Source organism: Achromobacter sp. HZ34, assembly GCF_002209485.1.
Taxonomy (GTDB): Bacteria; Pseudomonadota; Gammaproteobacteria; order Burkholderiales; family Burkholderiaceae_B; genus Bordetella_C.
This window is the reverse complement of the sequence record NZ_NJIX01000003.1, coordinates 945,626-959,533: the sequence shown is the minus strand read 5'-3', so window position 1 is coordinate 959,533 and position 13,908 is coordinate 945,626. Positions and strand designations below refer to the sequence as shown.

The 13,908-nt window shown below is 65.4% G+C and carries 10 protein-coding genes; 8 read left to right on the top strand and 2 right to left on the bottom strand.

What is annotated here, in order from left to right:
- Window positions 1-16 precede the first annotated feature (16 nt).
- Genes CEY05_RS16385 through CEY05_RS16375 form a run of 3 tightly spaced genes read left to right on the top strand, consistent with a single transcriptional unit; the run spans window position 17 to window position 2,918 of the window.
- The gene (locus CEY05_RS16385) at window positions 17-679 is read left to right on the top strand and encodes a shikimate kinase (RefSeq protein ID WP_088599415.1); all 663 of its coding nucleotides are present in this window, start codon (window positions 17-19) and stop codon (window positions 677-679) included.
- Window positions 676-1,758: a 3-dehydroquinate synthase gene (gene aroB, locus CEY05_RS16380; protein ID WP_088599414.1), complete on the top strand. Its 1,083-nt coding sequence runs from the start codon at window positions 676-678 to the stop codon at window positions 1,756-1,758. The genes CEY05_RS16385 and aroB overlap by 4 nt, the downstream gene beginning before the upstream one ends.
- Window positions 1,758-2,918 carry a deoxyguanosinetriphosphate triphosphohydrolase gene (locus CEY05_RS16375; RefSeq protein WP_088599413.1) on the top strand — a complete coding sequence of 387 codons (1,161 nt, stop codon included), beginning with the start codon at window positions 1,758-1,760 and terminating at the stop codon, window positions 2,916-2,918. Before aroB ends, CEY05_RS16375 begins: the two co-directional genes overlap by 1 nt.
- 66 nt (window positions 2,919-2,984) lie before the next feature.
- On the opposite strand, the gene CEY05_RS16370 is transcribed toward CEY05_RS16375, so the two are convergent.
- Entirely contained in the window at window positions 2,985-4,433 is a 1,449-nt protein-coding gene (locus tag CEY05_RS16370; RefSeq protein WP_088599412.1) for a DHA2 family efflux MFS transporter permease subunit, read from the bottom strand.
- A gap of 208 nt (window positions 4,434-4,641) precedes the next feature.
- On the opposite strand from CEY05_RS16370, the gene CEY05_RS16365 reads away from it, so the two are divergent.
- From CEY05_RS16365 to CEY05_RS16345, 5 genes are all read left to right on the top strand, one after another.
- A complete protein-coding gene (locus CEY05_RS16365) occupies window positions 4,642-6,081 on the top strand; it encodes an iron-containing redox enzyme family protein (protein ID WP_198952792.1) in 1,440 nt (479 codons plus the stop codon).
- A 156-nt stretch (window positions 6,082-6,237) separates the two neighbouring features.
- Window positions 6,238-7,104: an IclR family transcriptional regulator gene (locus CEY05_RS16360; RefSeq protein WP_088599411.1), complete on the top strand. Its 867-nt coding sequence runs from the start codon at window positions 6,238-6,240 to the stop codon at window positions 7,102-7,104.
- A 220-nt stretch (window positions 7,105-7,324) separates the two neighbouring features.
- A complete protein-coding gene (locus tag CEY05_RS16355; RefSeq protein ID WP_088599410.1) occupies window positions 7,325-8,917 on the top strand; it encodes an AMP-binding protein in 1,593 nt (530 codons plus the stop codon).
- Between the two features lie 73 nt (window positions 8,918-8,990).
- Window positions 8,991-10,004, top strand: a complete 1,014-nt coding sequence (locus CEY05_RS16350) for a tripartite tricarboxylate transporter substrate binding protein (protein WP_158219345.1) — start codon at window positions 8,991-8,993, stop codon at window positions 10,002-10,004.
- A 150-nt stretch (window positions 10,005-10,154) separates the two neighbouring features.
- Window positions 10,155-10,940: an enoyl-CoA hydratase/isomerase family protein gene (locus tag CEY05_RS16345; protein ID WP_233161544.1), complete on the top strand. Its 786-nt coding sequence runs from the start codon at window positions 10,155-10,157 to the stop codon at window positions 10,938-10,940.
- A 1-nt stretch (window position 10,941) separates the two neighbouring features.
- On the opposite strand, the gene uvrA is transcribed toward CEY05_RS16345, so the two are convergent.
- Complete coding sequence (gene uvrA / locus CEY05_RS16340; RefSeq protein WP_088599407.1) at window positions 10,942-13,815, bottom strand: excinuclease ABC subunit UvrA; 2,874 nt, start codon at window positions 13,813-13,815, stop codon at window positions 10,942-10,944.
- Between the last annotated feature and the right edge of the window lie 93 nt (window positions 13,816-13,908).

Below are 13,908 nucleotides of genomic sequence, written 5' to 3'. Positions count from 1 at the left end.
TGGGATAATACTCACCATGAACGTCATCCCACCCGCCTGCCCGGACGAAGATCCGGCCCCGGACACTGACTCCGCCTCCTGCCCGGACTCCGAGTCCGGGCTGCTTTACGACCCCTGCCAGCCCTTGCCCGGCCCGCGGGCGACCTTGCCGTACGACCTGCCTATTTTCCTGGTCGGCATGATGGGCGCCGGCAAGACAACGATAGGACGGGGCCTGGCGCGTGCGTTGGGGCGCGAATTCGTCGACCTGGACCATGAACTGGAAGCCCGCTGCGGCGTGCGGGTACCCGTCATTTTTGAAATCGAAGGCGAGGAAGGCTTCCGCAGGCGCGAGTCGACAGCGCTGGAACGCTGCGCCTCGCGCCGCAACATCGTACTGGCCACCGGCGGCGGGGCGATCCTGGCCGACGGCAACCGCAAGCTGCTGCGCGAGCAGGGCGTCGTGGTCTATCTTAGTGCCAGCGTGGATGAATTGTTCCGGCGTACCGCGCGCGATCGCAACCGACCGCTGTTGCGGACCGCCGATCCCCGCGCGACACTGCGCGACCTGCTGCAAAAGCGCGAACCGCTTTACCGCGAGGTCGCGCATCTGACCGTGGAAACCGGCTGCACGCCGGTCTATTCCCTGGTGAAGTCGCTGGTGCCCAAACTGCAAGCCTACGAGATCAAGCAAGCATGAATGTCGTTGACGTCGATGTCCCTGGCGGACGCTATCCCATCCGTATCGCCCCGGGGCGCCTGGATGCCCTGGACGAGTCCATCCCCGCGGATGCCACGGCCATCGCCCTGGTCACCAATCCCACCGTGGGCGCGCTGTACGCCGAGCGCGCCGAACGCGCGCTGGCCCGCAGCGGGCGCCGCGTGCTGCGTATCGAGCTGCCGGACGGCGAGGCGCACAAGGACTGGCAGACGCTGAACCAAATTTTCGACGCGCTGCTGGCCAACGGTTTCGATCGCCGTTCGGTGCTGGTGGCCCTGGGCGGCGGCGTCATCGGCGACATGACCGGCTTCGCGGCGGCCGTCTACATGCGCGGCATCCGCTTCGTGCAGGTGCCGACCACGCTGCTGGCGCAGGTCGATTCGTCCGTGGGCGGCAAGACCGGCGTGAACCATCCGCTCGGCAAGAACATGGTTGGCGCCTTCCATCAGCCGGTGGCAGTGGAAATCGATACCGACGTGCTGGGCACCTTGCCGGCGCGCGAAGTGTCGGCGGGGCTGGCGGAAGTGATCAAGTACGGCATGATCCTCGATCCGGTCTTCTGGGCCTGGTGCGAGGAAAACGCCGGTGCCTTGCGGGCGTTGGAGCCGGCTGCCATCGCGCATGCCATCCGGGTGTCGTGCGAATTGAAAGCGCAGGTGGTGGCGCAGGACGAACGCGAAGGCGGCCTGCGCGCCATCCTGAACCTGGGCCATACCTTCGGCCACGCCATCGAATCGGGCCTGGGCTACGGCGCCTGGCTGCATGGCGAAGCCGTGGGTTGCGGCATGGTGCAAGCGGCGGAACTGTCGGCCGAAGTGGCCGGCTTCCCGGCCGGTGACGTGGATCGCGTGCGCGACCTGGTGGCGGCGATCGGTTGTCCCACGGTGGCGCCGGACCTGGGCGCGCAGCGTTGGATGGACTTGATGCGGGTCGACAAAAAGGCCGAGGGCGGTGAGATCCGCTTCGTCCTGACCCCGCGCATCGGCGAAGCGTTGACGCGCAAGGCCCCCGAAGACGCCGTGCTGCGCGTGCTGGCGCGCACCGTGGGCCCGGTCTGATGGACGATGGGGCGGCGGCGATGAACATGACTGTGCTGGCGCCCTATGCTTGCGATCCCGCCCACAGCCGGGGCCGCAAGCACGCTGAACCGCCGCCGACCAATCGTACCGATTACCAGCGCGACCGCGACCGCATCATCCATTGCACCGCGTTCCGGCGCCTGGAATACAAGACGCAGGTCTTCGTCAATCACGAGGGCGACCTGTTTCGCACGCGGCTGACGCACAGCCTGGAAGTGGCCCAGATCGCCCGTACGCTGGCGCGCAGCCTGCGCTTGAACGAGGAACTGACCGAGGCGATATCGCTGGCGCACGACCTGGGCCATACGCCGTTCGGCCACGCCGGACAGGACGAGTTGAACGCCTGCATGCGCGAACTGGCGCCGGCGGCCGGCGGCTTCGAACACAACCTGCAGAGCCTGCGTGTGGTCGACGCGCTGGAAGAACGCTACGCCGCCTTCGACGGGCTGAATCTGTGCTTTGAAACCCGCGAGGGCATACTCAAGCACTGCTCGCTATCGCATGCGCGGCAACTGGGCGATGTCGGCGAACGGTTTTTGTTGAAGCGCCAGCCGTCGCTGGAGGCGCAGCTGGCCAATCTGGCCGACGAGATCGCCTACAACAATCACGACGTCGACGATGGCCTGCGCTCCGGCTTGATCACCTTGGAGCAGTTGCAGGACGTGAGCCTGTTCGCGCGCCATCACGCCGAAGTCCTGCGCCTGTACCCCGCCGTGGCGTCGCGCCGCCAGATCGCCGAGACCATCCGGCGCATGATCAATACGCTTATCGTCGACCTGACCGAGACCACGGCCGCGCGCATCGCTGAACATGCGCCCGCCACGGTCGAAGAAGTGCGTGCCGCGCCGCCGCTGGCGGGGTTTTCGGCGGCGGTGCGCGCCGAAGCCGATGTGCTCAAGCGCTTCCTGTTCGACAATCTTTACCGCCACTTTCGCGTGGTGCGGATGACGACCAAGGCGCGCCGTATCGTGCGCGAACTGTTCACCGCCTTTCTGGACAATCCGCGCCTGCTGCCGCCGGACTATCGCCGCCCCGACGAGACGGCGCAGGCCCGCGCCATCTCGGACTACATTGCCGGGATGACCGACCGCTACGCCATGCGGGAACACCGGCGCCTGTTCGACATATCGGAAGGGTGAAGCAGGGGCCGGGGTTGCCAGCACCGACCTTGCCCCTGTTTCCTGAGTCTTCCCGGCGCAGTGGATTCAGTGCGCCTGCGGCCCGGGTTGCGGTTCACCTTGCGTTTGCAGCCGGGTGCGCAGCAGCCATCCCGCCAGCAAGGCGGCCACCAGCGCACAGACGGTGCCGCCCAGGAAGGCCGCCTGGTAGCCCAGGTTCAAGGCCTGCGCGGGCGCGGCGCCCGCGGCCGTCGCCACGCTGGTGCGTGACGCTGCCAGGCTGGCCAGCACCGCCAGTCCCAGGGAACCTCCCATCATGAACGCCGTATTGACGACGCCGGAAGCCAGGCCCGATTCGCTGGGCGCCACGTCGCTCATCGCGGCCAGCAGCATGGGATTGAAGGCAATGCCGGCACCCAGGCCCAGCAACACCATGCCGGGCAGCACGTGCAGGGCGAAGCCGCCGTCGCTGGGCGCATGGCTGAACAAGGCCAGGCCCGCTGCCGCCAGCAGCAGCCCCACGGTGAGCGGCCCGCGCACGCCGAAGCGGATCACCAGCCGCGCCGACACGCCCAGCGACAGGGCCGCCATGATCAGGTTGGCGGGCAGGAAGGCCAGGCCGATACCCATGGCGTCGTAACCCAGCACGCGCTGCAGGTACAGCGCGGAGATGAAGAACCAGGCGAACAGGGCGCCGGCCCACAGCACGCCCACCACATTGGCCACCACCACATTGCGCAGGCGGAACAGGCGCAGGGGCACCAGCGGCGCACGCACGCGCGCTTCGATGGCGAAGAAAGCGATCAGCAGCAGCGCCGCCGCCGTCAGCATCGAGACGGATTGCGCGGACGTCCAGCCTGCCTCGTTGCCGTTGACGACGGCGTACACGGCCAGCATCAGCGCCAGCGTAATGGTGACCGCGCCGCCAATGTCCAGGCGGCCCTCCATCGCCTGGCCACGCCCGCGCGGAATCAGCCGCACGCACAGGCCGTACACCAGGGCGCCGATGGGGATGTTGACCAGGAAGATCCAATGCCAGCTCAGCACCGTGGTCAGCAGACCGCCCAGCAACACGCCCAGGCTGCCGCCGCCCGCGCACACAAAACCGTAGACGCCCATGGCCTTGGCCCGTTCGGCGGGCTCGGTGAACAGGTTCATCACCAGGGACAGCGAGACCGCGGAAACCACCGCGCCACCCAGCCCCTGCATGGCGCGCGCGGCGATGAGAAATTCCTGGGTCTGCGCCAGGCCACAGGCCAGCGAAGCCAGCGTGAACAGCGCCAGGCCGGCAAGGAACAGGCGGCGGTGGCCATACAGGTCGCCCAGCCGACCACCCAGCAGCAGGAAACCGCCGAAGGTGAGCATGTAGGCATTGACCACCCAGACCAGCGCGGTTTCCGAGAAGTGCAGGTCGCTGCGGATGGAAGGCAGGGCGACGTTCACGATGGTCGTGTCCAGCACGATCATCAACACGCCCAGACAGAGGATGGTCAGGGCCAGCCAGCGGCGCCGGCCTTCGATGCCGTGATGGTTCATGCGGTAGCTCCACTAGTGGGTAGAACGATGGCGTGCGTCGGGGCGGCGGCAGCGGCTCGCCGCCGCGGTAACGCCTGAGACGTTTTTTGCCCGTCCATTGTGCCAGGGGCCGCCGGGCGGGGTTCGGCGCAGGCCGCAACCCCATGCTGTGCCGTGGGCGGCACGCTATTTGCCAGAGTGCAGGCATCAATTGAATCGGAATCGGCAAATGGCTTTCGTAATAGACGAGCTGCAAGATGACTTTCAGCGGACCTCCGCGGTCAACCCCTCGGTAAACCCCTCGATCCACCCATCGGCCGCGCACATCGCGGACTCCCATACTCAGCTTTACCAGCGCATGGTACGCGACCCGGAATGTCCCGAAACGCTGGGCCTGTCTCGTGCGTGGCTGGCCCGGCAGCTGGCGGCCATGGATCCCGCCAAGGCCGAGCTGCCGGACGATCCCCGGCAGCTTTACGCCTGGATGGACGCCAACGTGGACGCCGTGGGCGAGCGCTACAAAGCCTACCTGGCGCGCCGCAAGGCAGGCGGCAAGCGCGAGATGTTCATGACGCGTTCCCACGCCCTGCATTTCCTGGCGCAAGTCGCACCGACGAAATTGGTGGATGGCTCCTGGCTGTACGGCAGCTTGCGGCATCAGGGCGATGCGCGTTTCGAGCCGCTGATACGCACCTATCTTGAAGAACTGGGCATGGGCGACGAAAGCCAGAACCATGTCACGCTGTTCTCCAATCTGCTGCGCGCGACGGGCGCCGATGGATGGGAGCCGACCGCGGACGCGTTGTATGAACAAGGCGCCGTGCAGTTGGCATTGGGTCTGCATGGGCACGAACTGACCGCGGAAATGGCAGGCTTTAATCTGGGCTACGAGCAACTGCCCTATCACTTGCATATCACCGCCTACGAACTGGATGAGCTGGGCATCGATCCTTACTACTTCACCGTCCACGTGACGGTGGACAACGCTGGCTCCGGCCATGCGCGGCAGGGTGTCGATGCGGTCCTCAATCTCATGCCGGAAGACCCCGTGGAACAGGCAGAGTTCTATGAGCGTGTGAAGCGCGGCTTCCTGCTCAATGACGTGGGCATCTCTTCGACCTCGATCGCCAGCAGCTTCGATCCTGGCGAGGTCGTGGTGGAGATCTTTCAGAAGAAGTCCCGCTACGGCAGGGCGGCGCATGCGGACTACTGCCGCATCGCTGGCCGCACGGTCAACAACTGGTTGTCCATGCCCGAAGACATGCCGGAGTTTCTTCAGCAATTGCAGGCGCAACGTTGGATCGTGCGCCACCAGGACCCCGCACAGTCGAAATTCTGGGGCTTGCTGTCCGGTGCGCATGCGTGCATGTTCGGCGTTTTCAATGCGTTCGAACTGCAAGCGATCTATGACTGGATCGCCGGCGATTGCGAAGCGTATTTGCCAGGGCCGGTATTGCCCGGACGGGAAGCCCGGCCCATGGTCAACGGTCGTCACCTGGGTTTCCGCGCGGCCCAACGGTATGCGAGCCGCCACGCGAGCCGCAAGCAGGCGGCGGCCGCCACGAGCGATCTGATCGCCCAGCTGGCACCCGGTTCCCATTACACGCCGGAAGGGCTCGCGGCGACCCGTGCGTTCGCAGAGCATGCCTACGCAACGCCGGTTGCTTGATGCCGGTCCGGGTTGGTCCCGGCATGGTTTACGGCCGCGGGCGATGGGCAGTACCACCCGCAAGGCGTCGATGGTTGCTCAGGGCTGCTAGTACACTGTCGGGCTGCTGCAGAGTAGTACGGCCCGCCGCCAGGCGGCCGGGCGAGCCCACATCCCATGACCACGAATTCGACATCCTCGACGCTGCCGACCGATACTCTCGAGTCCCCCGATTCCCGCAAGGGATCGAAGCGGGGATCGAAGCCCGCGTCTGCCGCCAAGGCGGAGGTCGATGAACGCCTGTATGTGGCGTCCGTGGCAAAAGCGATGCGGGTGTTGGAGGCCTTCGACAAAAGCGCCAGCGAGTTGTCCATCGCGGATATCGCGCTGCGCACCGGCATGGGTCGCAGCGCTGCCCAGCGCTTCGTTTATACGCTGTGCCAGTTGGGCTACCTGCGCCGCCATCCAGCCACGCGTCTCTATTCCCTGTCGACCAAGCTGGTCGGGCTCGTGGGCGGCATGCTCAGCGCCAACGCCCGCCTGCAGGCTGCGTATCCGGTGTTGTCGCAGTTGGCCCAGGAAACGCACGAGACCGTGTCGTGGGTGGAGCGCGATGGCGATGACATCGTCGTGTTGGGCAACATTCCCAGCGAGCATCTGGCGTCCGTGAACCTGCCGGTGGGCAGCCGTTTCGCCGCCTTGCCGGCGTCGTCCGGGCAGGTGCTGCTGTGCCAGGAATCCGATGCGGCCTTGCGGGCCATGCTGGGCCGCCTGGAGCCCGCCGTGCGCGCGCGTTTCGGCGATCGCGCCGATGACGACATCATCGGCCTGATCGAAAGGACCGGTAGCGAAGGCTACTCGATGACCGAAAAGAACCTGGGGCAGGGTAGTGTGTCCATCTCCGTCCCGGTATTCGACCACGCCGGCCGCGTCGTGGCTGCCATCAACCTGTCCACGCTGTCCATGCGTTACGACGTCGACGCGGCTCGCCGCGATCTTTTGCCGCGCGTGTTGCACACCGCCAAGGCGCTGTCCGCCGGCTGAGCACCGCTGCGCTTACGCTCCCCCGGAATTTCCCTGGTTTTACCCCTTTTCAATTGAATATCAATTAACCAAATTGATATCCAGTTGTTTTGTCGTGTTTTCCCTAATTTCCACCGCTGCTCGCGACTCCTATATTTTCTTCAATCGCTAATCAATTTTAGTAATTACATATCAATTACTTGTTGATCGCGGCTGATACTCGATGGAGTCGTCCCCAGCCATGCAAGCAAGTTCCGCCACCTCGCACGTCGACATCGCGCCCGTGCCTGATGAAACCCTCGCCGATCTGCTGGCGCGCCGTGCCGCTGAAGATCCGCAGGGCATCTACTGCTACTTCAAGGAAGAAGTCCTGACCTTGAGCGCGCTGAATGCGCGCGTCAATCAACTGGCCAATCTGCTGTGGCAGGACGGCCTGCGCCCGGGCGATCGCGTCGGCCTGATGTTGCCCAGCCATCCCGACCATATCGTCGCCATCTTCGCGCTGGCCAAGCTGGGACTGGTGCGGGTGCCCATCAACATCCATTTGAAGGGCCCGTCCCTGCAGCATATGTTCGATCATCTGGCGCCGCGCGCGCTGATCGCCGATGCGCTGCATGCCGAGGCCCTGGCGCCGGAGCTGGCCAAAGTCGAGCACGTTCTATGGCGCGGTGGCGACGATGCCGCACGCGCTTTCGAACGCCTCGACAGCCAGTCCACGGATGAACCGCCGACGCGGCCCGCGCCGGATGACATCCTTGCCCTGACGCCCAGTTCCGGCACCACGGGCGCGCCCAAGGGGGTGCTGAAATCCGACCGTACGCTGCGCGCGGGGCCGCAGGCCATTCTGCGCCTGACCGGCGCGCAGCCCGGCGACACCTTCCTGTTGTGGGAGTCGCTGCATCATGGCGCCGGCGTGGCCGTCATCATCTCCGCGCTGATCGGCGGCACGCGGCTGGCCATGGTCGAACGCTTCAGCGCCTCGCGTTTCTGGGACGATGCGCGCCGCTACAACGTCACGCACATCCATTACCTGGGCACGGTCATTCCCATGCTGCTCAAGCAGCCGCCGCGCGACAGTGACCGCAGCCACGGCGTGCGCATCGCCTGGGGCGGCGGCTGCCCGCCCGAATTGTGGAAAGCCTTCTCCGAACGCTTTGGCGTGGCGATGCGCGAAGGCTACGGGCTGTCGGAGCTGATCACCTTCGTCACGGTCAATCCCGCGGGGCCGGCGGGCTCCATCGGCAAGGCGCTGGATTACTACGACGTGCGGCTGGCGGACGATGAGGGCCAGCCCGTGCCGGTGGGGCAGGCCGGCGAGATCACGGTGCGCGCGCGCACGCCCGGCCTGGACTTCCTCGGCTATTTCCGCAATCCGCAAGCCGAGGCGTCGTCGCGCCGGGGTGAATGGTTTCTGACCGGCGACCTGGGCCGTCAGGACGCGGAGGGCTTCCTGTACTACGCCGGCCGCAAGAAGGAAATGCTGCGGCGGCGCGGCATCAATATCTCGACGTGGGAAGTGGAACGCGTGATCGCCGAGCATCCGCGGATCGAGGAGGTCGCCCTGATCGGCGTGCCCAGCGACCTGGGTGAAGACGAGTTGAAGCTGTTCGTGCGAGTGCGTGAACAGGAAGCCGGCATACCGGGCCAGCTGGATCCGCTGGACTTGATCAAGTGGAGCGAAGCGCGCCTGCCGTATTACCAGATACCCCGCTACGTCGCATTCATCGACGAATTTCCGAAGACGCCCACGCAACGCATCCAGAAGAAGGAACTGCCGCGCACGGTGAATGACGCATGGGATCTGGACAGTTCGGGATATCGCATCGGAAAGTAGCGGAGCCGGACGATCCGGCACATGCGCACACAAGGGACATGAGCCTGCGCGCATCATCACAAGGGGAACACAGATGAAGACGTATCGTTGGTCCAGCCTGCGTCAGGCGTTTGGCCGCGCCGCGGCCAGGGCACTGTTCGGCGTGGCGGCGCTTGGAATGGCGGGCACCGCGTGCGCGGCCTATCCAGACCGGCCCATCACGCTGGTGGTCGCTTATGCCCCCGGCGGCGCGGTCGATGTCGTGGCGCGCATCCTGGGCCGTGAATTGAGCGAGGCCCTGGGCCAGTCCGTAGTCGTCGAAAACAAGCCGGGCTTCGCGGGCAACCTGGGCGCGCAGTACGTCAAGCGCGCCACGCCGGATGGCTACACCTTGTTGATGTCCCCCAGTACGTCGTATGCGCTGATCAGCAAGCTGATGGGCGTGCAGACCGTAGGCTATGACCTGGCGAAGGATTTCCGGCCCGTCGCCATGGTGGGCGAACTGCCCATCGTCCTGGTTGCCAGCCATACCGTGGCCGCCAAGACCTTGCCCGAGTTCGTCGCGACCTTGAAGAAGGAACCCGGCAAGATCGCCTATGGTTCGTCGGGCAACGGCACGATCGAACATGTGGTGGCCGAGATGTTCCGCCTGCAGGAAAAGGTGGACATCATGCACGTGCCTTATCGTGGCGCGGCGCCGGCGATGACCGACCTGATGTCCGGCCAGATCCAGATGATGTTCGCCACCGCGCCGACGGCGCTGGCGAATATTCCCACTGGCCGTATCCATGCGATCGGCGTGGCGTCGGCGCATCGGCTGCCCTCGTTGCCGGACGTGCCGACATTGGCGGAGCAAGGTTTGCCGGACTTCTCCGCGCAAGCCATCTACAGCATCCTGGCCCCGGCCGCAACGCCCGATGCCGTTATCGACAAGTTGAATTCCACGCTGCAAAAGCTGATGGCGACCCAGCGTGTGAAAGACCAGTTTGCCTTGCAGGGCGTGCTGCCCTTGCGCAATAGCCCGACCGAGGCGGCGCATGACTTGCAGGCCGACATGATGAAATGGAACAAGGTCATCGATGCGGCCGGCATCACCTACACACCTTGATCGTTTGATACCAACGAATTTTTTAATAATGGGGGTACCCCCATTACCCCTTTTTTGGGCTATCGCCCCTGCCGCCACGGTTGCCGGCCGTCGCAGGGCCGGCGCTCCATTGAAATGGTTTTCAAAAATGGGGAACTCCCCATCGCACTCATGACTTCTGAAATCCTCGTAGAGTACCGTGACGACGGCCGTGTTGCCGTGGTCACCATCAACCGGCCTTATCGCCGCAACGCCTGCGACCTGCGAGCCTGGACGGATCTGCGCGATGCCTTCGTGGCGATCGGGCGTGACCGCAAGTTGCGGCTGGCCGTGCTGCGGGGCGCGGAGGGGCACTTCTGCGCGGGTGACGACATCCTGGCGTTCCGTGACGCTTTGTCGGATCCGGTCCGCGCCGATGCGTACCGCGCGGTCATCCAGGAGTGCTATGCCGCGGTACAGGACGCGCCCATCCCCGTCATCGCGGCGGTCAGTGGCGTCTGCGTGGGCGGCGGCTGCAGCCTGGCCATGTGCTGCGACTTTCGCGTCGGCGATGCCAGTGCGCGCGTGCGCGTGCCGGTGGCCTTGCTGGGCCTGGTCTATCCGACCATCCAGTTGCAGCGCCTGGCCAGCCTGATCGGCGTGCGCACGGCGCGCCGCTGGTTGTACACGGGCGCCATGATCGATGCCGATTCAGCTTGCGCGGCGGGCTATCTGGACGAGCGCTGCGATGGCGACGTACTGGACGCGGCCCTGCATTTCGGCCGGTCCATGATGGACAACGCGCCACTGTCCATTGCCGGCAGCAAGATGCAGCTCAATGCCATCGCCGCGGGTACCGTGACGGAGCACGCGGAGCGCATCGAGGCCATCTCGCGCCGCGCTAACGAGAGCGACGACTACCGCAACGCCGCCGCCGCGTTCGCGGCCAAAACCAGGCCGGTATTCACCGGCCAGTGAATCAGGTCGCTGTCTTGCGTGCCGGCGCGCTCTTCAACAGTCGCGCCAGGTAATGCCCGGTATGGCTGCCCGCCGTCTGCGCGACCGCTTCGGGCGTGCCTTCCGCCACCACCCGGCCGCCACCATCGCCGCCTTCCGGACCCATGTCCACCACCCAGTCCGCCGTCTTGATGACGTCCAGGTTGTGCTCGATGATCAGCACGGTATTGCCCGCTTCGACCAACTGGTTGAGCACCTTCAGCAGCAATTCGATATCGTGGAAATGCAGGCCGGTGGTTGGTTCGTCCAGGATGTACAGCGTGCGGCCGGTGCTGCGGCGCGACAGTTCCAGCGACAGCTTGACGCGCTGCGCTTCCCCGCCTGACAGCGTGGTCGCGCTCTGGCCCAGGCGGATGTAGGACAGGCCGACGTCGATCAAGGTCGTCAGCTTGCGTGCAATCGCCGGCACCGATTCGAAATACTCCAGCGCCTGTTCAACGGTCAGGTCCAGCACTTCGCTGATGTTGCGGCCGCGATAGCGGATCTCCAGCGTTTCGCGGTTGTAGCGCTTGCCGTGGCAGACATCGCAGGGCACGTACATGTCCGGCAGGAAGTGCATCTCCACCTTGACCACGCCGTCGCCCTGGCAGGCTTCGCAGCGCCCGCCCTTGACGTTGAAGCTGAAGCGGCCGGGGTCATAGCCGCGCGCCCGCGATTCCGGCACGCCCGCGAACAGTTCGCGGATGGGCGTGAACAGCCCCGTGTAGGTGGCGGGATTGCTGCGCGGCGTACGGCCGATGGCGCTCTGGTCGACGCTGATGATCTTGTCGAAATGCTCCAGGCCTTCCATCGCGGCAAAGGGTGCCGGTTCGGACTGCGCATGATGCAGCTGGCGCGAGACCGCCACCGCCAGGGTGTCGTTGATCAGCGTCGACTTGCCCGACCCCGACACGCCGGTCACGCAGACCAGGCGCCCGCCGGGAATCCGCAGATCGACGTTCTTCAGGTTGTTGCCGGTGGCGCCGGTGATGGCCAGCCAGGGCAGGGTGTCGTCCACCGGGCGGCGTGCCGGAATCTCGATGGCGCGCCGGCCGCTCAGGTATTGGCCCGTCATCGACTGCGGGTCGTCCTGCACTTCGTCCGGCGTGCCTTGCGCCACCACCTGGCCGCCGTGCTCGCCGGCGCCCGGGCCCATGTCCACCACGTAGTCGGCCGAGCGGATCATGTCTTCGTCGTGCTCGACCACGATGACGCTGTTGCCCAGATCCCGCAGATGCTGCAGGGTGCCGATCAGGCGATCGTTGTCGCGTTGATGCAGGCCGATGGATGGTTCGTCCAGGACGTACATCACCCCGGTCAGGCCGGAACCGATCTGGCTGGCCAGGCGGATGCGCTGCGCTTCGCCACCGGAGATCGTATCGGCGCTGCGGTCCAGCGACAGGTAGTTCAGGCCGACGTTGTTGAGAAAGCTCAGGCGGGCCTCGATCTCGCGCACGATGCGCTGGGCGATCTCCTGCTTGGCGCCGGTCAGCGCCAGCGCCTGGAACCAGTGCAGGCAATCCGACAGGGGCATGTGCTCGACTTCGTAGATGGCGCGGCCCTGGCGTTCGCTGCCCGGATGCGTTTCATTGCCGATCAGCACGTGGCGGGCTTCGGCGCGCAGGCGTGAGCCGCCGCAATCGGGACAGGTCTTGATGTTGCGGTACTTGCCCAGCTCTTCGCGCACGGTGGCGGAATCGGTTTCCTTCCAGCGGCGTTCCAGGTTGGGAATCACCCCTTCGAAGGCGTGGCGCTTTACCGTGCTGCGGCCTTTTTCGTTCAGGTAAAGGAAGGGGATCTCTTCCTCGCCCGAGCCGTACAGCACTTTATTGCGGACGTCTTCAGGCAGGCTCTCGAAGGGCGCCTCGATGTCGAATTCGTAGTGTGCCGCCAGGCTGGTCAGCAGCGAATGCGTGAAGGCATTGCGTCGGTCCCAGCCGCGGATGGCGCCGGCAGCCAGGCTCAGTTCCGGAAAGGCCACGACCCGCTTGGGGTCGAAGAAGCCCACCTGGCCGATGCCGTCGCAGCTGGGGCAGGCGCCCATGGGATTGTTGAAACTGAACAGGCGCGGTTCCAGTTCCGGCAGGCTGTGGCTGCACACGGGACAGGCATAGCGGCTGGAGAAAACCTGCTCGCGTTCGCTGTCCATGTCCAGGGCCAGCGCGCGGCCGTCGGCCAGCGTCAGCGCGGTTTCGAAACTTTCCGCCAGGCGCTGCTTGCTTTCCGGCCGCACGCGCAGGCGGTCGATCACCACGTCGATATCGTGCTTCTCGGTTTTCTTCAGCGCCGGCATGCTGTCGATTTCGACCATCTGGCCGTCCACGCGCAAGCGCACGTAGCCTTGCGACTGCAGGCTGGCGCATTCGTCCTCGAAACCGCCTTTGCGGCCACGCACCACCGGCGCCATGATGGCCAGGCGGGTTTCCGGCTGCCAGTTCAGCACCGCGTCCACCATCTGGCTGACGCTCTGCGCTTGCAGCGGCAGGCCGTGATCCGGACAGTACGGCGTACCGACGCGAGCGTAAAGCAAGCGTAAATAGTCGTGGATTTCCGTGATGGTGCCGACCGTGGAGCGCGGATTGTGGCCCGCGGCCTTCTGTTCGATGGAAATCGCCGGCGACAGGCCTTCGATCAGGTCGACGTCGGGCTTGTCCATCAGTTGCAGGAACTGGCGGGCATAGGCCGACAAGCTTTCGACGTAACGACGCTGGCCTTCCGCGTACAGCGTATCGAAGGCCAGGGAGGATTTGCCCGAACCGGACAGGCCCGTCATGACCACCAGCTTCTGACGGGGCAGGTCCAGCGAGACGTTCTTGAGGTTGTGGGTGCGAGCACCCCGAATGCGTATCGCGTCCATCAGGTCGGTTTCAGCAGATTCAAAGGGCAACTTGGTACTATAGCGCGCCGGGCTGTCACCAGCCCGACTCCGTATGGGGTCCGGCCTTGTTCC

Excerpts from the sequence above, each read along its gene's own strand:
- CEY05_RS16355 (WP_088599410.1), top strand. The coding sequence starts at position 7,325 with ATGCAAGCAAGTTCCGCCACCTCGCACGTCGACATCGCGCCCGTGCCT.
- CEY05_RS16385 (WP_088599415.1), top strand. The coding sequence starts at position 17 with ATGAACGTCATCCCACCCGCCTGCCCGGACGAAGATCCGGCCCCGGAC.
- CEY05_RS16360 (WP_088599411.1), top strand. The coding sequence starts at position 6,238 with ATGACCACGAATTCGACATCCTCGACGCTGCCGACCGATACTCTCGAG.
- CEY05_RS16370 (WP_088599412.1), bottom strand. The coding sequence starts at position 4,433 with ATGAACCATCACGGCATCGAAGGCCGGCGCCGCTGGCTGGCCCTGACC.
- CEY05_RS16375 (WP_088599413.1), top strand. The coding sequence starts at position 1,758 with ATGGACGATGGGGCGGCGGCGATGAACATGACTGTGCTGGCGCCCTAT.
- uvrA (WP_088599407.1), bottom strand. The coding sequence starts at position 13,815 with ATGGACGCGATACGCATTCGGGGTGCTCGCACCCACAACCTCAAGAAC.
- CEY05_RS16350 (WP_158219345.1), top strand. The coding sequence starts at position 8,991 with ATGAAGACGTATCGTTGGTCCAGCCTGCGTCAGGCGTTTGGCCGCGCC.
- CEY05_RS16345 (WP_233161544.1), top strand. The coding sequence starts at position 10,155 with ATGACTTCTGAAATCCTCGTAGAGTACCGTGACGACGGCCGTGTTGCC.
- aroB (WP_088599414.1), top strand. The coding sequence starts at position 676 with ATGAATGTCGTTGACGTCGATGTCCCTGGCGGACGCTATCCCATCCGT.
- CEY05_RS16365 (WP_198952792.1), top strand. The coding sequence starts at position 4,642 with ATGGCTTTCGTAATAGACGAGCTGCAAGATGACTTTCAGCGGACCTCC.